At 73.1% G+C, this 22920-nt stretch carries 16 protein-coding genes and 2 tRNA genes; 8 read left to right on the top strand and 10 right to left on the bottom strand.

What is annotated here, in order from left to right; translation table 11 throughout:
• Positions 1-26: 26 nt before the first annotated feature.
• From WME73_RS15825 to WME73_RS15810, 4 genes are all read right to left on the bottom strand, one after another.
• The gene (locus WME73_RS15825) at positions 27-1997 is read right to left on the bottom strand and encodes a S8/S53 family peptidase (RefSeq protein ID WP_437746287.1); all 1971 of its coding nucleotides are present in this window, start codon (positions 1995-1997) and stop codon (positions 27-29) included.
• Positions 1994-3097: a hypothetical protein gene (locus WME73_RS15820; protein ID WP_437746286.1), complete on the bottom strand. Its 1104-nt coding sequence runs from the start codon at positions 3095-3097 to the stop codon at positions 1994-1996. The genes WME73_RS15825 and WME73_RS15820 overlap by 4 nt, the downstream gene beginning before the upstream one ends.
• 156 nt (positions 3098-3253) lie before the next feature.
• A complete protein-coding gene (locus WME73_RS15815; protein ID WP_157906673.1) occupies positions 3254-3562 on the bottom strand; it encodes a hypothetical protein in 309 nt (102 codons plus the stop codon).
• A gap of 310 nt (positions 3563-3872) precedes the next feature.
• Positions 3873-5345 (bottom strand): DUF4178 domain-containing protein, encoded by a 1473-nt coding sequence (locus tag WME73_RS15810; RefSeq protein ID WP_437916235.1) that lies wholly within the window; start codon positions 5343-5345, stop codon positions 3873-3875.
• A 107-nt stretch (positions 5346-5452) separates the two neighbouring features.
• Here WME73_RS15810 and WME73_RS15805 point away from each other — a divergent pair, with 107 nt between their 5' ends.
• The 3 genes from WME73_RS15805 (at position 5453) to WME73_RS15795 (ending at position 9751) form a co-directional block, all read left to right on the top strand.
• A complete protein-coding gene (locus WME73_RS15805) occupies positions 5453-7057 on the top strand; it encodes a polyamine aminopropyltransferase (protein WP_437916233.1) in 1605 nt (534 codons plus the stop codon).
• Between the two features lie 4 nt (positions 7058-7061).
• Positions 7062-8699, top strand: coding sequence for an FAD-dependent oxidoreductase (locus WME73_RS15800; RefSeq protein WP_437746283.1), 1638 nt, complete (start codon positions 7062-7064; stop codon positions 8697-8699).
• 233 nt (positions 8700-8932) lie between these two features.
• Complete coding sequence (locus WME73_RS15795; protein WP_437746282.1) at positions 8933-9751, top strand: PP2C family protein-serine/threonine phosphatase; 819 nt, start codon at positions 8933-8935, stop codon at positions 9749-9751.
• A gap of 242 nt (positions 9752-9993) precedes the next feature.
• Here the strand turns inward: WME73_RS15795 and WME73_RS15790 are convergent, their stop codons facing one another.
• The 4 genes from WME73_RS15790 to groES form a co-directional block, all read right to left on the bottom strand.
• Positions 9994-10761, bottom strand: a complete 768-nt coding sequence (locus tag WME73_RS15790) for an MBL fold metallo-hydrolase (protein ID WP_437552641.1) — start codon at positions 10759-10761, stop codon at positions 9994-9996.
• Positions 10762-10765: 4 nt separating this feature from the next.
• Positions 10766-11422: a Crp/Fnr family transcriptional regulator gene (locus tag WME73_RS15785; protein WP_437746281.1), complete on the bottom strand. Its 657-nt coding sequence runs from the start codon at positions 11420-11422 to the stop codon at positions 10766-10768.
• A 195-nt stretch (positions 11423-11617) separates the two neighbouring features.
• A complete protein-coding gene (gene groL / locus WME73_RS15780) occupies positions 11618-13306 on the bottom strand; it encodes a chaperonin GroEL (RefSeq protein WP_437746280.1) in 1689 nt (562 codons plus the stop codon).
• A 68-nt stretch (positions 13307-13374) separates the two neighbouring features.
• Positions 13375-13674 (bottom strand): co-chaperone GroES, encoded by a 300-nt coding sequence (gene groES / locus WME73_RS15775; RefSeq protein WP_272097991.1) that lies wholly within the window; start codon positions 13672-13674, stop codon positions 13375-13377.
• 621 nt (positions 13675-14295) lie between these two features.
• On the opposite strand from groES, the gene WME73_RS15770 reads away from it, so the two are divergent.
• The 3 genes from WME73_RS15770 to WME73_RS15760 all read left to right on the top strand — a co-directional run bounded on the left by WME73_RS15770 (position 14296) and on the right by WME73_RS15760 (position 15340).
• Positions 14296-14369 (top strand) — tRNA-Gln (locus tag WME73_RS15770).
• Between the two features lie 39 nt (positions 14370-14408).
• A tRNA-Glu gene (locus WME73_RS15765) sits at positions 14409-14483 on the top strand.
• A 146-nt stretch (positions 14484-14629) separates the two neighbouring features.
• On the top strand, positions 14630-15340 hold the full coding sequence (locus WME73_RS15760; RefSeq protein WP_437916229.1) for an NUDIX hydrolase: 711 nt from the start codon (positions 14630-14632) through the stop codon (positions 15338-15340).
• Positions 15341-15372: 32 nt separating this feature from the next.
• On the opposite strand, the gene WME73_RS15755 is transcribed toward WME73_RS15760, so the two are convergent.
• Positions 15373-16344, bottom strand: coding sequence for a hypothetical protein (locus tag WME73_RS15755; RefSeq protein ID WP_437746278.1), 972 nt, complete (start codon positions 16342-16344; stop codon positions 15373-15375).
• 547 nt (positions 16345-16891) lie between these two features.
• Between WME73_RS15755 and WME73_RS15750 the strand changes: the two genes are divergently transcribed.
• Positions 16892-17779 carry a DNA adenine methylase gene (locus WME73_RS15750; RefSeq protein ID WP_437746277.1) on the top strand — a complete coding sequence of 296 codons (888 nt, stop codon included), beginning with the start codon at positions 16892-16894 and terminating at the stop codon, positions 17777-17779.
• 27 nt (positions 17780-17806) lie between these two features.
• On the opposite strand, the gene WME73_RS15745 is transcribed toward WME73_RS15750, so the two are convergent.
• Complete coding sequence (locus WME73_RS15745) at positions 17807-18073, bottom strand: hypothetical protein (RefSeq protein ID WP_157906672.1); 267 nt, start codon at positions 18071-18073, stop codon at positions 17807-17809.
• Between the two features lie 295 nt (positions 18074-18368).
• Between WME73_RS15745 and WME73_RS15740 the strand changes: the two genes are divergently transcribed.
• On the top strand, positions 18369-22871 hold the full coding sequence (locus WME73_RS15740) for a DUF2339 domain-containing protein (protein WP_437916226.1): 4503 nt from the start codon (positions 18369-18371) through the stop codon (positions 22869-22871).
• Positions 22872-22920: the final 49 nt, after the last annotated feature.

Here is a 22920-nt window from a genome sequence, read left to right as displayed (position 1 = left end):
CACCCCGCGGCGGGACGGCAGCGCGCTCAGGCGGCGCCCTCGTGCGCGTCGCCGTCCGTGGCATCCGCGAACACGACGTCCGCCAGCGCTCCGAAGCGCGACTCGACGTAGGCGACGGCGGCGGCGTCGGTCGCCGATCGCTCGAGCCGGTCGAGCAGGGCGGTGATCTCGTCGCGCACGCGCGGCGAGGGCGGCGGCGCCGCGCGGCTCGCGGCGAGGGCGCGGACGACGAGCGAGAGCTGCCGCAGCACGGCGCCCGCGCCGTGGGCGCGCCGGCGCCGCGGGTCGCCCGCGGTGAGGCGGGCGTGGCGCACGAGCGCGCAGACGCCGTGGCAGAGGCTCGGGTCGGCGAGCAGCGCCCGGACCGCCCAGCGCGCGAGGCGGCGCGAGTACAGGCGGCGGACGAGCGGCCCCTCGGCGCGGGCGTCGTGCCAGATGCGCGCGGCGCCGTCCTCGCCGACGGACACCAGCGCGAGCGCGATCGGATCTCCGGCGGCGAGGCAGGCTCGACCGGCGTCGATGCGGCCGTAGCCGTGCTTGGCGTTGTGGCCGTCGCGATCGCGCCCGTCGGGGAGCACGTCCCACGGGTCGGCGATCGGCTCGGCCGACGCGGGCGCCGCGGGAGGCACCGGGGCGAGCGTGCGCATCACGAGGGCGTCGAGCTCGGGCAGGCGGAGCGACGGGTTCTGCGACAGGACGAGGAGCAGCGAGCCCGCGGCGAGGGCCGAGGCCCCGCTCGACTCGGCATGGCAGAGCCGCTCGAGCGCGGGGGTCGCGCTGGACGCGGACGGCAGCGGGCAGCTGATGTCGTCCCCTGGCGCGAGCCACCGCACCGCCGGGCCGCGGTTGGCGAAGGGGCGGCTGCGCCCCCGCCGGTCCCGCCAGAGGAACCACCCGTCGCCACGGGCGCCCGGGCCGACGCAGAACACGCGCGGGTCGCTCGCGGGCTCGCCGAACCCGAGCGAGAAGCTCGCGTGCAGCGACTCGGGAGGGCTCGAGGCCTCACGGCCCGTGGGGAACACGACAGGGCAGCCCCGGCCGCGGCGCCCGAGGCGGGCGGCGAACTCGAGCGCGTCGTCGAGCATGGGCGTCGTCGAGCCCTCGACGTACGCGGCGCACACAACGACGTCGGCGCCGTCGCTGACCGCCCGGACGATCGCGACCGGCAGGGCGAGGATGCACGATCCAGGCTTCGGGATCAGGTAGAGCCGGGGCGACGCGTCCGGCGCGACGCCGCGGAACCCGCCGGGGCGACGGCCCCCCACGGCCCACGCGACCATGAACGCGCCGTGCGCCTGGCTGCGCGGCGGCTGCTCCATCATGACGAGCACCTCGCGCTCGAGGCCGAGCTCGTCGGCCGTCCACGCGTCGTCGTCGATGACCCCGAGGCGCGTCCCGGCGCCGCCCCCGCAGCGGCGGCGATCGACCCCGATCCCGCCGCCCTCGTCGCGCAGGAACCAGCGGCCGGGGGTGACGGGCTCGTCCTCGACCGACGCGCGGCGCGCGGTCCACCCCTCCGGCCGCGCCGCGGCGCCGGCGGCCGCGTCGAAGCGCGGGGCGACGGCGGCGCTCGGGCGCCGGGCCGACGCGACGTAGCGCACCGGCAGCGCCGCGGCCGAGAGCGCCGCGGCGACGTCGGCGCGCCGCCCGGGGTCGGGGGACCGGGCGCGGAGCCAGAAGATGGGCGTCCGTTCGATGACGCGCTCGACCGCGACGCCAGACCAGCGCGCCCCGAGCGCCGCGGCGACCGCGTCGGGCGCGACGGGGCACCGCGAGGCGACGACGACGTCGAGGGGACCATCGTCGTCGTCGCCGGCGGCGGTGGGGACCGGGGCATAGCCGAAGTCCCACGGCGGGCGCCGCGGGCGCGCCCTGGGCGTGGCGGACGACGCCGGGGGCGGCGCGCTCTTGCGACCGGGCGCCGGACGCGCGCGCGCGGACCCCTCCTCCGGAGAGCCCGCCCCCCCTCGCGCGGCCGCGCCGCGGCCGCGGCTCATGCCAGCACGGCCTTGGCCCAGGCGTTGAGCGCGTGGGCGCGGTTGGCGAAGCCGGGGCTCTCGGCCTCGCACCGCGCGAGCTCCTGGGCTTGCCCCTCCCTCCCCTCCGCCCAGGCCGCGACGCGGCGAGCGCCGAGCACCGCGGCGCGCCGCCGCGCGGCGCGGAAGCACCGGCGCTCGCCGTCGAGCATCGCCGCGAGGACGCCGGACTCGAGGACCATCCGGCGGACGGGGAGCAAGGACGAGGGCGCGTCGGGGGTCGGCGGCTCGCTCTGCGCCTTCGGCGTCACCGCGATCCCCCAGGGCGGCGTGCCGAGCGGTCCGTACGCGACCGCGCCGCGGTGGCGCGGCTCCGAGGCGCGCTCCCGATCGCGCTCCTCGGCCCGGGGCTCTCCGTGCGCGCGCGATCGGAGCTCCGAGGCCAGGACGACGGCCCAGGCGCCGCCGCGCTGGTAGTCGTCCTGCCAGTCCATGACATCGTCGTGGAGCTGCAGCCCGAGCCACACCGACGACAGCAGCCGCGCGAGCACCTCGCGCCGCTCGGCCGTCCAGCCGGCGGCGTGCGCGAGGGCGATCGACGCCGGGAAGCCGACGCTCTGCTTGCCGAGGGAGAGCGCGTAATAGCGGCTGAAGCCGGCGGGCCCGCCGCTCGCGAGGAGGCTGCGCTCGGTCTCGATGGCGAACAGCGTCGCGTCGTCCGCGCGCGCGAAATCGATGGCCGGGTCGTCGACCCCTGGCGCGACGCGGCGGAGCGCCTCGTCGCGCGCCCGCCGAGCGTGCGCCAGGATGGCCTCGAGCTGCCAGGTCGGGCGGACCTGCTTGTCCTTGATGCGATCGGTGCCGAACGCCTCGATGACGGCGAGCAGGTGCGCGAGGAGCGCGTCCTGCACCGTGGCCCCGCGGACGCCCGGCATGGCCTCCGCGAGCAGCGCGGGCGCGGCCAGCGTGATCTCGTTGCTGAACACGGCGCTCCAGGGCACGTCGCGCGACGGCGACAGGCCGAGCGTGTAGGCCAGCCCCTGCGCGTCGGCGTGCAGCATCCCGGGGAGGGTCCGCCAGAACGCCTTGTAGAGCTCGTCCACCCAGAGGGCGTCATCCATGCGCGGGCACCTCCCTCGCCCGGCGCGGCGCGCCGGGCTCGGCGCTCGCGGTGCGCGGCGCGCTCCGGGCGCCGGTAGATGGCACCGGGGCAGAGCCGCGCCGGTGAGACGTACGCCGATGGCGGTGCAACCCCGCCTGTCGCCTGCGCCGCGGCATCAATAGACGTTCGACTCCTTCCAGGGCGACAGGCACACGTTGAAGCGCTCCTCGACCACGATCGCGCGCCACTGGAGCACCTGGGAGGCGCTCAGCCCATCGAAGAAGCCGCCGATCCAGGAGCGGATGCGGCCGTTGAGCTGCGCGCGGATCCTGGCCGCGTCCACCGGCTCCTCATCTGCCTCGGGCGCGACGACGTAGAGGGCGAGCAGCTGCTTGAACTCATCGAAGTGCTCCTGGTTTCGGAGCAGGGAGATGTAGAGCGCGCGCAGCTGTGCGTGCGGGTCGATCGAATTCACCGTTTGCATGGGCCTCCGCCGCCGGTCCACCGCCGGCGTCGAACGGCACATTGCACGTCACGGGCCGCCGCGGGCCAGCGTGTAAGCCATTGAAATTACTCGATCGCCAGCGGCGGCCGGAGCGGGGCGATACCCGAAACCGACCATCATCTGCCCGAATCCGACCGCTCCGCTCGACGCGATGTCGCCTTTCCACGGAGGTGGACATAGACATGTCCAGTGCTGCTCGTGCCCGACTCGACACCAGCCGGGATCGCAAAGGACGCACCGGCACAGGCCGTTCATTTCATACGCAGCCGAATCGAGCAGTGGAGCTGGATCACTTCCCGCCGCCGAAGCTCGGGCTGCCCCCCCCGCTCGGAATGAAGATGACGCCGCCGCCGCCCCCACCGCAGTCGCTGAGCGCGATGAGAATGAGGAGGACGACGATCAGGACGACGACGATGACGACGATCCGGCCGGCTCCGGCGCCCGTCCCGTCGCCGAACGAGGGGCTCGGCGGGGGTGGCAGGTGGAAGGCGGCGGCGAGCTCCTTCCCTGGAAGCGGTGAGCAGAACGACACGCTCACCTCGGTCGGGGCCTGCTCGATGCTGACCTTGCCGCCCTCGCCCTGGTACTCCGTGGCCTGCACGGCCTCGCCGATCTCGACCTTCCAGTAGAACTCGCCGATGACGTATTCCACCTCGGCGTGGACGCTCTGCTTGAGCGCATACGTCCGCCCTTGATAGCTCGCCGTCGAGCCCATCGGCTGGACCTCGCCGGGCGAGAGAGGCGTCACGAGCTGCCACGCCCCGTCCTCTTCCATGAGCCACAGGTAGCCAATGCTCGGTCCGCCGTAGAGCAGGTACTCGCGCCAGCGGTAACGCTCGCCCTCCACGGTGCAGCCGCGGATGACGAAGCCGATGCAGAGCACGCGCATGCCGCGGAGCTGGCCCTCGGCGCCGAGCGGGACGTACGGCTCCATGGGCGGCCTGGGGACCTGGCCGAGCGCGACGAGCGCGCCCTTCGTGAGGTCGCTCGCAGTACCGCAGTACCGGCAGACGATGCGCTCCGTGGTGCCGGGCGCGGCGAGCGGCAGGTTGCCGCCGCAGCTCGGGCACACGACGGCCGACACCTGCGCCGTGGGCTGGTCCACAGGGGCCCCGGTGTCGAGCTTCATGATGGCCGGGTCGATCTGCCGGCCCAGGTAGAGCTTCGGCGGGATCGTCCGCCCGTCGCCGTAGTCGAGCGTCCCGAACTCGCCCCTCGGCCCCGCGATGTCGACGAAGCCCGTCACCACGCCCGGCGCGGCGACGTGGGGCATCTCTCCTTCGGCCGAGATCACGCGCCGGCGGCCGACCTCGACGACGGTGAACATGCCGTGCCCCTCGAGGTGGACACGGCCGCCCGGCTGGAGGGAGCTCCACTGCGGCAGCCCGTTCAGCGGGAGCGGCGCCTCGGTGGTGGCGTACCAGCGCCCCTGGGCGAACGCGACCCACGTCCAGCGGCCGCTGGCCGGGAACGCGATGAAGATCTCCTGCCAGGGCGCGCCCGGCGCGCTGGCCCGATCGAGCTGGACGCGGCCGTCGACCACGAACGGCTCGTTGCCCCAGCGCCCGGTGACGCCGAGCTGGAGGGGCGTGGGAATCTCGACCAAGTCGGCGACGCGCCCGACGGCGCGGAGGTCCCGATCGGTGCGCGCGACGACGAACTTGCAGTGCTTGCACACCTGCGCCATCGCGCCCGCGAAGCGAAACGTGATCGGCGCGCCGCAGGAGGGGCACGCGGCTGCTCGGTCGAAGGGCGTGCTCACGCGAGCACCATACTAGAAGCCTCGACGACGAAAGAGGAAGCGTTTCAGGTGCGCCGGCGAGCCCGAACAGGCTGTGGTCCAGCGCGAGCGGTGCTAGGACCGCGCCGATGCCGGCCACCGAGGAGAGCCCTGCGGGAGCTCGGGGCGCCCCTCCCGGGGACGCCCCGGCGCCCTTCCCCGCGGCGCAGCCGCTGCCCCGGCTCGTGCACCCGGCGCTCCTCGCGAGCGTGTTCGTCATCGCCACGTCGGGGCTCGTCTACGAGCTCATCACCGGCACGCTCGCGAGCTACGTCCTCGGCGACTCGGTGACGCAGTTCAGCTTCGTCATCGGCCTCTACCTGTTCGCGATGGGGATCGGCTCGTACCTCTCCCAGTACATCGAGAGCCGGCTCCTCGAGCGCTTCGTCGAGATCGAGCTCGGCCTCGCGCTCGTCGGGGGGCTCTCCGCGCCGATGCTCTTCCGGGTCTACACCGCGCTCGGGTCGTTCCGCGCGCTGCTCTACTCGCTCGTGCTGCTCATCGGGATGCTCGTGGGGCTAGAGATCCCGCTGCTCATCCGGCTGCTCAACTTCTCGCTGGATCTCAAGCGGCTCGTCGCGCGCGTGCTCACGCTCGACTACATCGGCGCGCTGGCCGCGAGCCTGCTCTTCCCCTCGCTCCTCCTGCCGCGCCTCGGGATCCACCAGACGAGCCTGTTCTTCGGCGTGCTCAACGCGGCCGTCGCGCTGACGAGCACGTTCCTGTTCCCGCTCGATCGCGCCGTCGTCGTCCGGCTGCGGGCGCTCTGCCTGATCGTGATCGCCGGGCTCGGGGTCGCCTTCGCGCTCGTCTCGCGGTTCGTCGAGCGCTCGGAGGCGCTCTATTTCGGGGCGCCCATCGTCTACGCGGCGCAGTCGCCGTACCAGCGCCTCGTCATCACGAGGAGCCCGCGCACGACGCGCCTCTTCCTCAATGGCAACCTCCAGTTCTCGTCGGACGACGAGCATCGGTACCACGAGGTGCTCGTGCACCCGGCCGTCGCCGCGCTGGGGCGCGAGCCGCGGCGCGCGCTGATCCTCGGCGGCGGCGACGGGCTCGCCGCGCGCGAGCTGCTCCGTTACCCGTCGGTCGAGCAGATCCTGCTCGTCGACCTCGACGGCGCGGTCACCGGCGCCTTCCGCGATCTGCCGCTCGCCGCGGACCTGAACCAGGGCTCGCTGCGCGACCCGCGCGTGGCCGTCCGCAACGAGGATGCGTTCAAGTACCTCGAGGAGTCGACCGAGTCGTTCGATCTCGCGATCGTCGACTTCCCCGATCCCGGCAACTACGCCGTCGGCAAGCTGTACACCGACGCCTTCTATCACCTGCTCCGGCAGCGGCTCTCCATGCGCGGGCTCGCCGTCGTCCAGGCGACGTCGCCCCACTACGCGCGCGAGTCGTTCTGGTGCGTCGTGACGACGCTCGAGGCGGCCGGCTTCAAGACCGCGCCGCTCCACGTCTACGTGCCGAGCTTCGGCGAGTGGGGCTTCATCCTGGCGGGCGGCGAGGGGCTCGCCGCGCCCGGCGCCCTCCGGATCGATCCGTCGAGGCTCCGCTACCTCGACTCGAGCGGCCTGCCGGAGCTCTTCCGGTTCCCCCGCGATCTGGGCCGCGTCGAGGCGCCGATCAACCGGCTGAACGACCAGAAGCTCGTCTCCGTGTACACGCGCGAGTGGGCCGAGTGGACCCGGTGATCCGGTGAACCGCCGCGGCTTCCTGAGCTCCGTGGCCGCGGGCTGGGTCGTGCACACGGCCTCGCCGGGGCGCGCGCCGCTCGCCGGCGAGATCGTCGGCGCGGCCCACGGCGCGGGCCACCTGCTCCGCGGCGGCCCGCTGCCCGCGGCGAGCGGCCCCGCCGAGCGCGCGGACGTCGTGATCGTCGGCGGCGGGGTGAGCGGGTTGTCGGCCGCGTGGCGGCTCGCCGGCGCCGGGCTCGATCTGCGCGTCCTCGAGCTCGAGCCGAGGCCGGGCGGCACGAGCGCGTGGGGCGACGACGGCGTCGTGCCGTACCCGTGGGGCGCGCACTACCTCGCCGCGCCGAACGTCGAGGCGCGCGCGACGCTGCGGCTGCTCGAGCAGATGGGCGTCGTCACCGGGTGGGACGCGGCGGGGCGCCCCGTGTTCGATCCGCGGCGGCTGTGCCACGCGCCGGGCGAGCGGCTGTTCTACGAGGGCGCGTGGCACAGCGGCCTCGCGCCGGTCGACGCGCTCTCGGGCGAGGCGCTGGACGAGCTCGAGAGGTTCCACGCGCTCGAGGAGGAGCTCACGGAGCTCACCGGCAGCGACGGCCGCCCGGCGTTTCAGATCCCGCTCGATCGCTCCTCCCGCGACCCCGAGCTCCTCCAGCTCGACCGGATGAGCATGGCGGCGTGGCTCGATCGCGAGGGGTACCGCACGCCGTTCCTGCGCTGGTACGTGCGCTACGCGATGCTCGACGACTTCGGCGGCGCGCTCGAGGAGATCTCGGCCTGGGCCGGGCTGCACTACTTCGCAGGGCGCAAGGCGCGCGCGCCCGAGCTCGCGGGCAGCCGCTATCTCGTCTGGCCCGAGGGCAACGGCCGGCTCGTGAAGGCGCTGATCGAGCGCGCGGCGCCGCGCGTGTCCCTCGGCGCGCTCGTCACGTCGGTGCGCCCGCAGCCGAGCGGCCGCGTCGAGATCGACTACGTCGACCTGCAGCGCGGCGAGGCGCGCCGCGTCGAGGCCCGCGCGGCGATCCTCGCGGCGCCGGCGTTCGTCGTGCGCCGGATCTTCGCGGGGAGCGCGGCGGGCGAGCTGCCGGAGCGGGTCGCGTCGGCGTGGCTCGTGGCGAACCTGCACGTCGAGAGGCCCATCGATCCCAACCACGCGTGGGATTCCGTCCTCTACGGCGCGGAGGGGCTCGGCTACGTCGACGCGCGCCACCAGCTCACCGATCTCGCGGCGGCGACGACGCAGCGGTCGCGCCTCGCGACGCCGGTGCAGCGCACCGTGCTGACCTACTACCGCGCCTTCGGCGGGCCGGACGTCGCCGCGGCGCGCGCGGCGCTGCTCCGCGCGCCGTGGGCGTCGCTCGCCGACGGCGTGCTGCGCGATCTCGCGCCGGCGCACCCGCACCTGCGCGACGACGTCGAGCGGATGGACGTCATGATCTGGGGGCACGCGATGCCGCGCCCGCGCCCCGGCTTCCTCGGCCCGCGGCCGTTCGAGCCGCGCTGCGCGCTGTCCGAGCGCGTCGCCTGGGCCCACGTCGATCAGCCGGGGATGGCGCTCTTCGAGGAGGCGCACGCGTGCGGCGTGCGCGCCGCCGAGACGATCGCGGCCTCGGCGGGGATCGCGATCGGCGAGAGCTGGCTCTGAGCTCGAGCGCCCGTCGCCTCGGCGCGCGCCGCGCGGAGCCCCACGTCCTCTCCCATCTTTCAAGAGCAAAGTGCGTCCGGCGAGCGAGCGCCTCCGGAAGGGTCCTCTACCCCTGCCGCCGGCCGCTTCCAGCGGCCATGGAGCGGCCGCTGTGGGAGATCAGGCCCAGGATTTCAGCTTTGCCCTCGCCTTGAACTTGCGCTGCCCCCCTGCTCCGCGTCTACTCTCTGCCCATGTTGCGGACCCGGTTTGCCGGGATGACGGATACCGGGCTCCTCCGGGACCACAATGAGGACAACCTCCTCGTCAGCGAGGAGTACCGTGTCGTGGCCGTGGCGGATGGAATGGGCGGACATCGCTCGGGCGACGTTGCGAGCCAGCTTGCCGTGAACACCCTCTCGGACTTCTTGTCCGTGACGGTCGGGAGGGACGCCACCTGGCCCTTCCCAGCCGATCCGAACCTGACCGAGGAGGAGAACTACGTCGTCACCGGCCTCAGGCTGGCGAACCGGCGCATCTTCGATCGCTCGCTGAAGACGCTCGCCGACTTCGGCATGGGCACGACGATCGTGGCGGCGATGTTCTCCAAGGACGCCGAGCACGTGACGGTGGGTCACGTCGGGGACAGCCGCTGCTATCGCCTGCGCGACAGCCAGATCACGCAGCTCACCCGTGACCACTCGCTCGTCAGCGACGCGGCGCACATGGCGCCGTGGATGACCGAGGAGGAGGTCCGGCAGCTGCCGGCCAACGTCATCACGCGCGCGCTTGGCATCCGCGAGGACGTCCTCGTCGATCTCGTGACGGACGAGACGCGGCACGGTGACGTGTACCTCCTCTGCTCGGACGGCCTGTCGGGGCTGGTGAGCGACGATCAGATCCTCGAGCTCGTGATGTCCAGCGGCTCGCTGGACGCTGCGTGCAAGGCGCTCATCGATCGGGCGAACTACTTCGGCGGCACCGACAACATCACGGTCGTCCTCGCCCGCGTCGAAGAGGTGCCCGACGGCAAGCGCCCCTTCAACGACGAGCCCACCCAGGAAAGCCGCTAGCCCGCGCTCCGCGCCGCTCTACGGTCGCGTCGCGCGCGAGCTCCCGACACCGACACCGACGCCGCGCAGGCCTCACCTCCTGCGCGGTGCGCTCTCGCCCGGAGCAGCGAGCGATCCCCCCTCGGGCCGGGCAGCTCGGCGCGACGATCGCGTCGAGCGCAGCGCCACCATCACCCGCGCGCACACGACGCCGCGGACGCCCCGCGCCGATGCGCCGGCTACAGCCCGCGCCGATGCGCCGGCTACAGGACGAAGTGATCCATGAGCTGAAGGACCTCCAGGTTCAGCCCCTTCAGCGCGGCGCACTCTCGCTCTACCTCGGCCTGGAAGACCGGCTTGATGTGGTAGAGCATCGTCGGCAGATCCCTCGGCGCGCGGAACTTCTGGAGCTCGAGGGCGAGCGTCTGCGGCGTGTGGTGGCCGCTCACGGTGGCGAGGCGCTGCTCCCGGTTGGGGAAGCTGACCTCCATCAGCAGCGCGCGGAGGTCCTGCTGCTGGTTCAGCACCTCCCACAGCCGCTCCGTGGGCCCGGTGTCGCCGCTGTACGCGATCGCGCCGCCGTCCCCTTCGATCACGAACGCCGACGCGTCGATCGTGTGCGTCACGTGGACCGCGCGCACGAGCCGCCCGGCGACCGGCGTGGGGCGCTCCGGCTTGAGCTCGAGGTACTGGATGGTCGGCTGCCCGGCGCTCGGGATCACCGCGAAATCGGGCCAGAGCACGTTGTTGAAGAAGTGCTTCTTGAGCGTGCGCAGCGTCTCGCGGGTGCCCGCGATCACGAGCGGCGGGCACCCGAGCTGGCAACGGTTGTCCGCGATCGTGGCCAGGTCGCGGATGTGATCGAGGTGCGCGTGGCTCACCAGGCACGCCTCGATGCGCGCCTGGTCCTTCACCTCGAGCCCGCTGGTCAGCGAGCCGGCGTCGATCGCGAGGATGTCGTCCACGACGAACGCGCACGTGCGATGCCTGGGGGTCTCCCCGCCGTGGCAGCCGATGACACGCAGCTCCACTGGTTCAGCTCTCTCCGCCGAACTTCTGCGGCATGTCCAGGAACTCGATGAAATCCCGGAACCTGCGCATGTCGGTCACCATGATCGCCGCGGGTCCAGGCGGCCCGTACGAGAGGAGCTTCAGCCGGCGGAGCCGCTTCATCACCTCGTCCACCGTCTCTTGCTCGACGTCGACCTCGCGCGCGATGTCCTCGGGAGAGGAGCGGACGCGTATGCCTTCAGGCGTCTCCTCCCCGAAGGCCTCGGCGTGGCGCGCGAGCGCCAGCATCACGCGCGCCTTCGGGTCACGGTGCATGAGGATCTCGACGAGCGAGTTCGCCGCGTCGAGCCGCTTCGCCAGCTTCTTGAGGAGACGGAGCGCTATCTCGACGTCGCGCTGCAGCATGACCTCCAGCTTCCGCGCGTCGATCACGAGGCAGCGGGACGGCTCGCTCACGGTGGCCGTCGCGTTCCGGGGCTTGCCGTTCAAGATCGCCATCTCGCCGACGAACTCGCCGGGCCCGAACACCGCGAGCACCTTGTCCTCGCCGGCGACCGACTTCGTGATCCGCACGGCGCCCGACTGGATGACGAACATGACGTCGCCGGAGTCACCCTCACGAAAGAGCACGTCGCCCGGCACATACTCGCGGCCATAGCGGGCGAACGACGACTCCGACATTGCCCTGGAGTCTAGCGCCCCACGTGACCGCGGGTCAAAAACCCGGGCAAGAGCGCTGGCGCTCACAAAACGCGAGGGGCCCCCCAAGCCAGCATGCTTTGGAGGACCCCTCGGCCCGCTTCGTCGGGGCAGCGCGCTCGGCGGGCCGGCGCCGCACGGAGGCGGCGGCAGCCCGAGAGCGGCGCGGACAGGCGATCAACCCATGTCGAAGTCGCCCATGCCGCCCATACCCCCCATGCCGCCCATACCCCCCATGCCGCCCATGCCGCCCATGCCGCCGGGAGCCCCGCCGGCCGCGGCCTTCTCCTTCTTGGGCTTCTCGGCGACGAGGGCCTCGGTCGTGAGCATCAGCGCGGCGACGCTGGCCGCGTTAGAGAGCGCGTGCCGCACGACCTTGGCCGGATCGATGACGCCTCCGGCGAGCAGGTCCTCGTACGAGTCGGTCGCGGCGTTGTAGCCGAACGTCGGCGCGCCCGACCGGACCTTCTCCGCGACCACCGTCCCGTCGACCCCCGCGTTCTGGGCGATCTGGCGGAGCGGCGCCTCGACGGCGCGGCGCACGAGCCGCACGCCGACGTCGCGCTCGTCGTTGAACTTGAGCGACTCCAGCGAGGCGGCAGCCCGGAAGAGGGCCACGCCGCCGCCGACCACGATGCCTTCCTCGACGGCGGCGCGGGTCGCGTGCAGCGCGTCCTCGACGCGCGCCTTCTTCTCCTTCATCTCGGTCTCGGTCGCCGCGCCGACCTTCACCACCGCGACGCCGCCGGCGAGCTTCGCGAGCCGCTCCTGGAGCTTCTCGCGATCGTAGTCGCTCGTCGTGTCCGCGATCTGCTTGCGGATCGCCTCGATGCGGCCCTTGATGGCGCCCTTGTCGCCCTGGCCGTCGACGATGACCGTGTTGTCCTTGTCGATCTCGACCCGCTTGGCCGTCCCGAGGTCGCGCACCGTGGCGCTCTCGAGCTTCTGGCCGAGGTCCTCCATGAACGGCGTCGCGCCCGTGAGGATGGCGATGTCCTTCAGCATGTCCTTGCGGCGATCGCCGAAGCCGGGCGCCTTCACGGCGGCGACCTTGATCGTGCCGCGCAGCTTGTTCACGACGAGCGTGGCGAGCGCCTCACCCTCGACGTCCTCGGAGAGGATGAGCAGCTCGCGCCCCTGCTTCACCACCTGCTCGAGCAGCGGCAGGAGGTCGGCCATGGCCGAGATCTTCTTCTCGTGCACGAGGATGAGCGGGTTCGTGAGCACCGCGGTCATCTTCTCGGGGTCGGTCACGAAGTAGGGCGAGAGGTAGCCGCGGTCGAACTGCATGCCGTCGACGGTCTCGAGCTCCGTCGTCATGCGCTTGTTCTCCTCGACCGTGATCACGCCCTCCTTGCCGACCTTCTCCATGGCGTCGGCGAGGATCTGGCCGATCTCCTTGTCGCCGTTGGCGCTGACCGTGGCGACCTGGGCGATCTGGTCCTTGTCCTTGGTCGGCTTGGCGACCTTCTGCACGGCCTCGATGACCTTCGCGACCGCCGCGTCGATGCCGCGCTTCAGATCCATCGGGTTGTGGCCGGCCTCGACGAGCTTGAGGCCCTCGCCGAAGATCGCCTGCGCCAGCACCGTCGCCGTCGTCGTGCCGTCGCCGGCCTTGTCGCTGGTCTTCGAGGCGACCTCGCGCACCATCTGGGCGCCCATGTTCTCGAGCTTGCCGGCGAGCTCGACCTCCTTGGCGACCGTGACGCCGTCCTTCGTCACGACCGGGGAGCCCCAGCTCTTCTCGATGACGACGTTCCGCCCCTTCGGCCCGAGGGTCACCTTGACCGCATCGGCGAGCGTGTTCACGCCCTTGAGGATCGCGGCGCGGGCGCCGCGGCTAAAAACGATCTGCTTCGCAGCCATCTATCAATCCCCTCGCGGCCGCGCGGCCGCGTGTACGAACGCTTGCGTTCGGTTGCCTCGGACCTGGTTCACGTCGCGGCGGACTCGGTCACGGCGAGCACGTCGTCCTCGCGGATGAGCACGTGCTCCTCGCCGTCGAGCTTCACCTCGGTGCCGCTGTACTTGCCGAACAGCACCTTGTCCCCGACCTTCACATCGAGCGGGCGAACCTTGCCGTCCTTCAGGACCTTGCCGTTGCCCACCGCGACGACGCGCCCCTCGATCGGCTTCTCCTTCGCGGCGTCGGGGATGATGATGCCCCCCTTGGTCTTCGTCTCGCTCTCGACGCGCTTGACGACAATCCGATCCTGCAGCGGCCTGATTTTCATGCTGGCTCCCTCGTCCTCGGCTTGTTGACTGACCATCGGCTCGCCGGAGGTCCCGTTCGCCCCCCCGCTGGGGCGTTCCGCCCGCGCGACGAGAGCTAAGTGCCCGAGATCCCAGTGTCTTGGCACTCTCCTAGGCCGGTGGCTAAACCGCGGGCGAAAGTAAATCAGTCACCCGGCGCGTCAAGGGCACGCAGCAGGGAGCCGCGACTTTTCCGGGGCCGAGAGTCCCGAGCGGCGAAGCCGAGATGCCTGGAGAAGCGACGGCGAGGGCGCGGTCGCGACATCGTGGAGCCTCCTCAGGGACGAGCCCCCCTCCGACAGCGCGGAAACAATCTGGACGGATCATGGCGAGAGCGCGGCGACAGCAGCGCGACGAGGACGAGCGACGAGCGACGAGCGACGACAACGGACGGCGTGCAACGAGGGCGGAGCGGGTTGAGCGAAGGGTTGAGCAGGGGGAGGCCTTGCTCAACCCGCGAAGCACCAGAACCACGCGAAATATGGGCGATTTTTGGCGGCGGGCATTTTTCTTTGGCGGGTCCGATTTTGATCGCTTGACAATCCAGGCAGCCCGAGTAGATTCCGCGGCCCGTGGCGCTGATGAACACGGCGCTGACCCCTTGGGGGATCGTCTAACGGCAGGACGCAAGATTCTGGCTCTTGCTATCAAGGTTCGAATCCTTGTCCCCCAGCCAGGCCGCTCAGCTCTGCTGTCGGTCTTCTCCACAGAACAAGGTCCCATCGTCTAGCGGTTAGGACATCGGCCTCTCACGCCGGTAACGCGGGTTCGATTCCCGCTGGGATCGCCACTTCACTCCCTTCGCCTCGTTCCCTGCTGCTTCCGTCCGATGTCGTGCGTCTCGCACGGAGCGAAGCACAGCGTCATCTGACGAGCGCGAGCACGCAGTTCAGCGAAGACGTCCTGCTCCGTTCACGTTGCGCTACCTTCTAGCGCATGGCGGCGCAGGACGAAGAGGAGCTCTTCGACATCCTCGATGACGGGGGCCGGTCGCTCGGCGTGCGCAAGGCGCGCAGGCTCGTTCACCGCGACGGCGACTGGCACCGGAGCGTTCACGTGTGGGTGCTCCTCGAGCGGGGGCCCGATGGTCTGGAGCCGGACAGCGGCCAGAGCGCCGCGGAGCCCTGGGTGCTCTTCCAGCAGCGCAGCCCCGACAAGGACACCTGGCCCGGCGCGCTCGAGGTCGCCGTGTCGGGGCACTACCGCGCCGGAGAGGATCTCGCGGGGGCGCTGCGCGAGGCGGAGGAGGAGATCGGCCTGCCGCTCGCGCCGCGCGACGTGGTCCGGCTCGGCACGCGCCGCAGCCAGGACGATCACGCGCCGGGCATCGTCGATCGCGAGCTGCAGGACGTGCTGCTCGCGACGACCCGCCGCGCGCTCGAGGAGCTGCGTCCTGATCCGCGCGAGGTGACCGCGCTGCTGTCGCTCCCGCTCGGCGCGGCGCTGCGCCTCGTCCGAGGCGAGGTGCCCCACGCGAGCGGCCTCGTGCGGCGGCCGCCGGACGCCGCGGGCGCCGTGAAGGTCGAGCCGCGCGACGTGCGGCTCGATGAGTTCGTGGTCGCGCGCGACGGCTATTTCGAGCGCGCGCTCGACACGATCCGCCGGCGCCTCGCGGGCGAGGCGCCGGCCCCATGGCTCCTCGGCTAGAACGGCGGCGCTTTCTCCTCGCGCCCGTGCTGTCAACCTGAGCCGCGGCGGCCGTCGGCCGGCCGCCGGGGCTTCTCGGGGGGCACCGCCGACGCGACGAGGAACCCTTCGGCGCGGTGCGGGGCGAGCCCGCAACGCGCGTTCATGCGCTTGGCGATCTCGTCGCCGGCCCTGACGAGCGCGTAGAACCACCGGATCCCGAAGCGATCATGCCCTTCCCGGAGCGCCGCGGCCTGCAGGGGGGCCCCGAGCCCCCGCCCGCGGTGGTCCTCGCGCAGAGAGGTGCAGATCGGCATGGCCGTCCACGAGGGCGCCTCGCCCACATCGGAGATCCAGAGCGGCGGGGCGCCCAGCAGCCCGAGCTGGGCGAGCGCCTCGCGCCCGCCGATCTCGGCAGGCTGTGGCCGCGTCATGACGCACAGGGTGGCGCAGCCGATCAACGCCCCCGCGCCGTCGCGCAGCGCGAGCGTCAAGGAGCGCCCCTCGCCGCCGCGCAGGTACCACCCCGGGAGCGGAGCGTGGCCGCTCTCGGCCTGAAGCTCCTGGATCGCGCGGATCGACGCCTCGTCGTCGTCCGGCGACACCCTGGACAGGCGCAGGCCCGGCGGGAATGTGCGAAACCGGCTGAGCCCCTGCACGGCGGCGCGCACCTCGCCGGCCGGGGCGCCCATCACCGAGAGGTCCTCGTCCACGGAGAGCCCCGCCTGGCGCAGCGACGCCGAGAGCGCGGCGAGCTCCGGCCGGGGGGCGTGCAGGATCACGCGCTCGAAGCAGCGCACGAGCGCCTCGCGCCGCTCCGGCGGCGTCCGCTGGGCGTGCAGCAGGATGAGCGAGCGGCCGTCGGTGGTGATGCCGTCCTGCTCGCCGATCCAGTCGCGGGCGGCGTACAGGATCCGCTGAGCACGGTAGTCCGCGGCTTCACCGAAACAACCCGGTCCGTCCGCAGGACCGGGGCCGCGCTGCTGCGGGGCGTCGTCGCGATCGAGGTCGAAGGCAAGCATCATGGCGGCATCCCTCCTGTCGAGAAGCAACGGCGGCTTCCACGCGTGGCGGCCCCTCGTGGAGCCGCCACCCGGCGCGGGACGCCCGCGCCCAGCGCCCGAGCGAGCCCCTGCCGCGCCGCGCAGGTCCACCGGCGAGATGGCCTGACACGGCGGTGCGCGAATGCGGGAGAACTCCGCTCCACCAGCGGCTGTCCAGCCCGCGTGTCGAGACTTCAACTTATCCCTGCTCGGCGATCGCGCAAGCGGCGACATGCCATGATCCGGGCAGCGCTCCAGCTGGGACACGCACGCTCATGCATGCTTACAAGCAATCGGAATCACTAACGAATCAGGCCAACATCCACTGTCGATCTCAAGGCACATCGCCGCCCGACGGGGCCGCGGCATGGACATAGAACGACCTAGCCTGGAGAGACCCATGGCCCCGGGCACCCGCGCGTCGGGGGCGGACCGGCGAGGCGCGTCGGACCAGGGTGCTCGCTCGCGGTGACCTTCGGCGGTTGAGGACGATCGCGCGCCCTGGTAGGTTGGCGTCCAGTATTGCGCGATGACCACCGCCCTTGTCACCGACCCCGACGACGACGCGCCCGTGACGCCCCGCCCGTTTCTCAAATGGGCGGGCGGCAAGGGCCAGCTGCTCCGGCAGTTCCAGCCGCTCCTCCCCGCGTCCTACGGGCGCTACTTCGAGCCCTTCATGGGGGGGGCCGCGCTCTTCTTCTGCCTGCAGCCGAAGCGCGCGACGCTGACGGACGTCAACGCCGAGCTCATCGACTGCTACCGGGCGGTGCGCGATCGGGTCGACGAGGTGATCGCCGCGCTGGGCAGCCACGCCTACGAGGAGACGCACTACTACAAGGTTCGCGACGTCGATCCCGCCTCGCTCACGCTGCCCGAGCGCGCCGCGCGGACCATCTTCCTGAACAAGACGGGGTTCAACGGGCTCTACCGGGTCAACAGCGCCGGCCGCTTCAACGTGCCTTTCGGCCGCTACGTCAAGCCGTCCATCTGCAACCCGCCCCAGCTGCGGGCCTGCTCGGCGGCGCTGCAGGGCGTCGAGATCGAGGTCCGGGACTTCGAGCGCGTGCTCGATCACGCCCAAGAAGGCGACTTCGTGTACCTGGACCCGCCGTACTCGCCGGTCTCGTCGACCGCGAACTTCACGTCCTACAGCGCGGGCGGCTTCGGCTTCCGCGACCAGGAGCGCCTCGCCGCCCTCTTCGCGGAGCTCGACGGGCGAGGCGTCCAGGTGATGCTCTCGAACTCCGATGTTCCGGAGATCCCGCCGCTCTACAAGCGGTTCAAGATCGACCGCGTCGCGGCGCTCCGGAGCATCAATGCGAAGAGCGACGCCAGAGGCCGCGTGGGGGAGATCGTGATCCGGAACTACGGGGCCAGGCGGAGCCGCAAGGCGGCGCCCGCAGACAAGGCGGGCTGAGCCCGGCGCCGCCGCGCGGCGCGCGGCTCAATCGACGGTCTTCCCCTCGCGCTTCTCCGGATCGGGGGCCGCGCGCTCCTCGGCGTACGCCATCGCCACCTCGATCTCCTCGTGGATCTCGCGCGAGGTGACCTTGTTCCCCGAGGGATCGACGGCCTCCCACACGAAGCCGCGGACCTCCCCCGGGCGCTCGGGTATCCAGCGGACCCGCAAGGTCCAGCCGTGCAGCTCGGCCGTATAACCACCTTCCTCGTGATCCCGCTGCCATGCAGAGACGGTCGGGTGCTTCACCATCGCGATGTCTCCGCCGCAGAAGGTCGAGAGGACAGAAGAACTGTTCCCGAATGGCCGCGCTCCCCCCCCGAGCAACGCCGCCGTCCGGGAACACGGGGAAGATAGCAGGCGCCCGGCGCGCGGCGATCAGGCAGGCGTGTGTTCCTCATGCGGATGCACCTTACCCGAATCCCAGCGCGCGCCGAAAGGTCCTCCCCTTCCGATGGGGCCGTCGGCGCGAGCAGCGTGAACAGCACAGGCATCGTCGCGCGGACGGGCGGCGCCTGCGACGCGCACCCCATGCTACGAAGCATGCATGGGGGCAGGAATCGTCGTCTTCTTCGGGCTCGCGCTCGTCGGCTATCTCCTGGTTGCCCCGCTCGTCGCCTTCGTGTTCGCCGTCCGGGCCAACCGGCGCAACGAGGACCTGCTGCTTCGGATCCACGCGCTGGAGCACCGGGTGGCCGAGCTCTCCGGGCTGCGCGGCCGCGCAGCGCTCACCGCAGCGGCGGAGAGCCCACGAAGCACACACGACCTGAAGCAAGAGCGGATTGCCCAGGGCGCGATCCCGCCCCCAGCGGCGGCGCACCCCGCGCTCGACGCCGAGGGCGCAGGTGCGCCGCCCGCGCTCGACATGGCGACCGCCGGCGCGCCGCCCGCGCTCGACGCGGCGACCGCCGGCGCGCCTCCCGAGATCGCGCATCCGACCGCCACCGCGCCCCCGGCGGTCGCGTCCACGGCGTTCGCCGCCGCGGAGGCCGCGGCGCCCCCCGCGATCGCGTTCCCGAGTCCCGCCGCTCCTCCGATGCCTCGAGCGCCTCGCCCCGCGGCGACGCTCGACGCGAGCGCGTCCGGCGCCGGCTCGCCCGCGCACCGCGAAGCCCCGGAGCGACCCTCCATCGAGGAGCGGCTCGGCCTCACCTGGCTCACCCGCGCAGGCGCGACCACCTTCTTGCTCGGCGCGCTCTTCTTCTTCAAGTACGCCTCGGACAACGCCTGGATCGGGCCGTTCGGGCGCGTCGCGATCGGCGCCGCGACCGGCGCCGCGCTCCTCGCGATCGCCGAGGTGCTCCGCGGGCGCGCGCAGCGTCGCTTCGTCCACACGCTCATCGGCCTCGGCCTCTCGGTCCTGATCGCGTCGGTGTGGGCGAGCGCCGCGCTGTACGAGCTCGTCCCGATCCCCGCGGCATTCGCGGCGGACACGGCGCTCCTCCTGCTCGGCGCCGGCCTCGCGCTCCGCCACCGCGGCGAGGCCATCCTGATCCTCAGCCTCGTCGCCGGCTTCCTCAACCCCGTCGTGCTGTCGACGGGGCAGGACCGGCCGCTCGTCCTGTTCGGCTACCTCCTGCTCATGACGAGCGTCGCCCACGCCGTCGCAGCGAGGCTCGGCTTCCGCGTCGCGCCGTGGCTCGCGATCGCAGGCCATACGGCGCTGTTCTGGGGCTGGTACGCCACGCACTTCGACGCCAGCGCCGCCCCGGCCGGCGGAGACCCGGACGCGGCGCCCTGGCTCGACTCGCCCGCGCAGGCGCTCCCGGGGCCCTACTTCCCGCTCGCCGCGCGCGCGGCGCCCCTCGCGTTCATCGCGCTCGCCGCGGCGCAGGGCATCCTGCGCGCGCTGTGGCTGCGGCGCGCGCCCGCCTCGAGCCCCGACCGAAGCGCCGCGCCGACCGGCGCGGCAGCGACCGGCCTCCTCCGCGTCGCGGCGCGCGCGGACGCCACGGCGACCAGCATCGCTGCGCTCGTGCTCGCCCACGCGGGCGCGACCGCGCTGCTCTTCGACGCGCCGCGCGCGCTCACAGCCACCGCCGTCGCGCTCGCGCTCGCGGCGCTGGTCGCCCTGCGCGCGCTGGAGGAGAGCGCCTGGCTGCTGGCGCCGATGGGCGCCGCCTTCCTCGCCTTCGCCGCGACGTTCGCGGACGCGCCTGCCGCGCACCGGACGACGCTGGTCGCGCTCGTCGCGGCCTGGACGCTCGTCTACCTCGCGGGGTGGCTCCGCGGCGCCGGGCTCGCGGGTCAGCTCGATCGGAAGACCGCCATCGCGTGCTCCGCCGGCGCAGCGCTCTTCGCCTGCACCGCGGGCATGCTGCTGATCGAGGCCGATGCAGCGCTCTTCGCGCTCGCGCTCGCGGGCGCGGCCGCCCTCGCGGCGTGGACGGCCGCGCGCGCCGCGCTCCCCGCCCTGCTCCTCGTCGCGGCGATCGTCTCGGCAGGCGCGCTCGCGGCGGCCGCGCATTTCGCGATCGCGCCGGCGGACGCGGGCGCCTCGGCGGCCGCCGATGCCGTCGACGCCGTGAGCGCCGTCAACGCAAGTTTCCTCGGCGCATCAGCGCTCGTCATGCTGGTGTTCCTCGGCGCCGCGGGCGCCTCGGCGCGGCGCACGCGCGAGCCCGGCGCGCCGGCGCTCTCGTGGTCCGACGCGCTCGCCGCGTGCGTGGCGACGCTCGGGTTCGTCGCGGCCGCGCTCGGCGCCACGCCGGAGGACACGCCGACGCTCCGCGCGCTGCTCACCGCGGGCGCCGGCGCCCTGGACCTGGCGCTCGGCGCCGCGCTCCTCCGCGCCGGCGTGACCCGCGCCGGCGCCGCGCCCCCCGCCGATCGCATCGCCCTGCTCCTCGGACAGGCGCTCGCCCTGTTCGCCGCGGCCGTCGCGTTCGGGCTCGGCGGCGCGACGGTCACCGTGGTCTGGAGCATCCTCGCGGCCGTGGCGGCCGCGATCGCGGCGCGCACCGGCGAGCGCGCCTGGCTCGCCGTCACCCTGCTGCTCTTCGGCGCCGCCCTCGCGCGGGCGCTCGTCGTCGATCGGGCCGAGGCCGAGGCGCTCGTGACGACCTGGTTCGCGACGCACGGCCGCGATGGGACGATGGCGGTTCCCGTCCTGCTCAACGCGAGGACCTATGCGTTCGCGGGCGTGAGCGCCGCCCTGCTCGCCGCGGGGCGGCTGCTGTCGCGCGCGGCGTTCGCCCGCCCCCCGGACGCCGCGCGCGCCGAGCTGCGCGGCGCCGCGGTGGCGGCGCTGGGCGCGGGGTATGCCCTGCTCATCACGACCGTCGTCCTCGAGGTGCGGAGCGCGATCACCGCGCTCCCCGCCGCCCCCCCTGCCCCGCTCGACGCGGCCGAGTTCGCCGAGCTCACCGTGCAGCACCGCGCCGCCCTCGAGGGCCAGCAAGGCAGCCTCGCGATGGCGACCACGCTCGTGCTCGCCCTCGCGGCGATCGCGCTGCTCACCGCGGGGTTCGCGGCGCGCGACGCCTTCCATCGCTACGCCGGGCTCTCCCTGTTCGCCGTCACCATCGCGAAGCTCGTGACCTGGGACGTCTGGCACGTCGAGCGCATCTACCAGATCGCCCTCTTCACGGGCGTCGGGGCGCTGCTCGTCGGCGGAGGGTTCCTCTACGCGCGGTTCGGCCGGCGCCTCGTGACGCTCCTGCGCGCCGGATCGCGGGGCGCGGCCGGGCCGCTCGCGCTGCTCGCGGCGATGAGCCTCGCGCGGCCCGCCGAGGCGCAGACCGGCGCGGCGCTCCCGACCGAGAGGCACGCGCTCGTCCGGCCCATCGAGGGCGTGGACGCCGCCGGCGACCACCGCGTCGACGTCGATCTCGACCTCTACCGCGAGAGCCGCGCGGAAGAGCTGCTCGCCGACGTCCGCATCGCAGGCCCCGACGGCGCCGAGGTGCCCTACGTGATCCGCGAGCCGGGCGCCGCGCACGCCTCCGGGCGGATCGCGGCCACGATGCTCGATCCGGGGGTCGACGCCGCCGGCGTGGCGCACGCGACCTGGGCGCTCGACGCGCCCGGCACGCGCCACTGCCGCGTCGAGCTCAGCGTCACCGGCGGCAGCTTCCTCCGCGAGGCGCGGGTCGAGACCGGCGCGGCTCCGAGGGCGCTCAGCGAGGTCGCGCGCGGCGCCCACGTGTACCGCATTCCCCAGGGCTCGGAGACGGTCGAGCACCTGTCGGTCCGCTATCCCCTCTCGCGCGCCGCCCTGGTCCGGATCCGCCTTGTCCCCCAGGGCGCCCCGGCGCGCGACGCGGCCGCGGACGTCCGGATCACGGGCGGCGCCGTCTCGTGCGAGCCGCAGGCCCCCACCGAGTCCCCCGCGCTCCCGCCGCTCGCGATCGTCGAGACGCAGCGGGACAGCGAGGCGAAGACGACGCTCGTCACGCTCGACGCCGGCGCCGACGGCGCGCCCCTGGAGGCCGTCCTCCTCGACGTCGCCACGCCGGAGTTCAGCCGCCGCGTCGACGTCGCCTCGACCACGTACCGCGCGGTCTGGCCGGCCGTGGGGAGCGGCATGATCCATCGCATCCGTCCGCACGGTGAGTCAGGGCCCTCGCTCGCGTCGACACGGATCCCGCTCATCCCCACCCGGAAGCGATTCCTCCGACTCACGATCCACGACGGCGACTCGGCGCCGCTCTCCCTCTCGGGCGCGCAAGGCGAGGTGCGGGCGCGCGAGGTCGTGTTCCGCGCCGCGCGGCCGGGGCCGCACCGGCTCTACGTCGGCGACGCGCTCGGCAAGCGCCCGAGCTACGATCTGGCCGACCTGCTCGACCACACCGTGCGCGAGCGTCCCCCTGCCGCGAGGCTCGGCGCCGCAGCGGCAAACCCGGAGCTCGGCGCCGCCCCTGTCGCGCGCGACCTTCCGTTCACCGAGCGGCACCGCGCGCCGATCGGGGGCGCGCTGGCCGTCGGGTTGCTGGCGCTCTCGCTGTGGGCCGCGCGGCTCCTGAAGCGAGGGGAACGGGAGCGAGGCGCGCCGCCCGACGACCCCGCGCCGCCGCGGCAGCGAACAGAAGACAGCGAGCCCGGGCCGTGATGTGCTCGCATGTTGCCGTGGGTCGCCGGGGACGCGGCGCTCCGGCGGT

Origin of the sequence: Sorangium sp. So ce302 (assembly GCF_051530145.1) — a bacterium.
GTDB lineage: Bacteria > Myxococcota_A > Polyangia > Polyangiales > Polyangiaceae > Sorangium > Sorangium cellulosum_B.
This window is presented reverse-complemented; position numbering and strand designations above follow the sequence as displayed.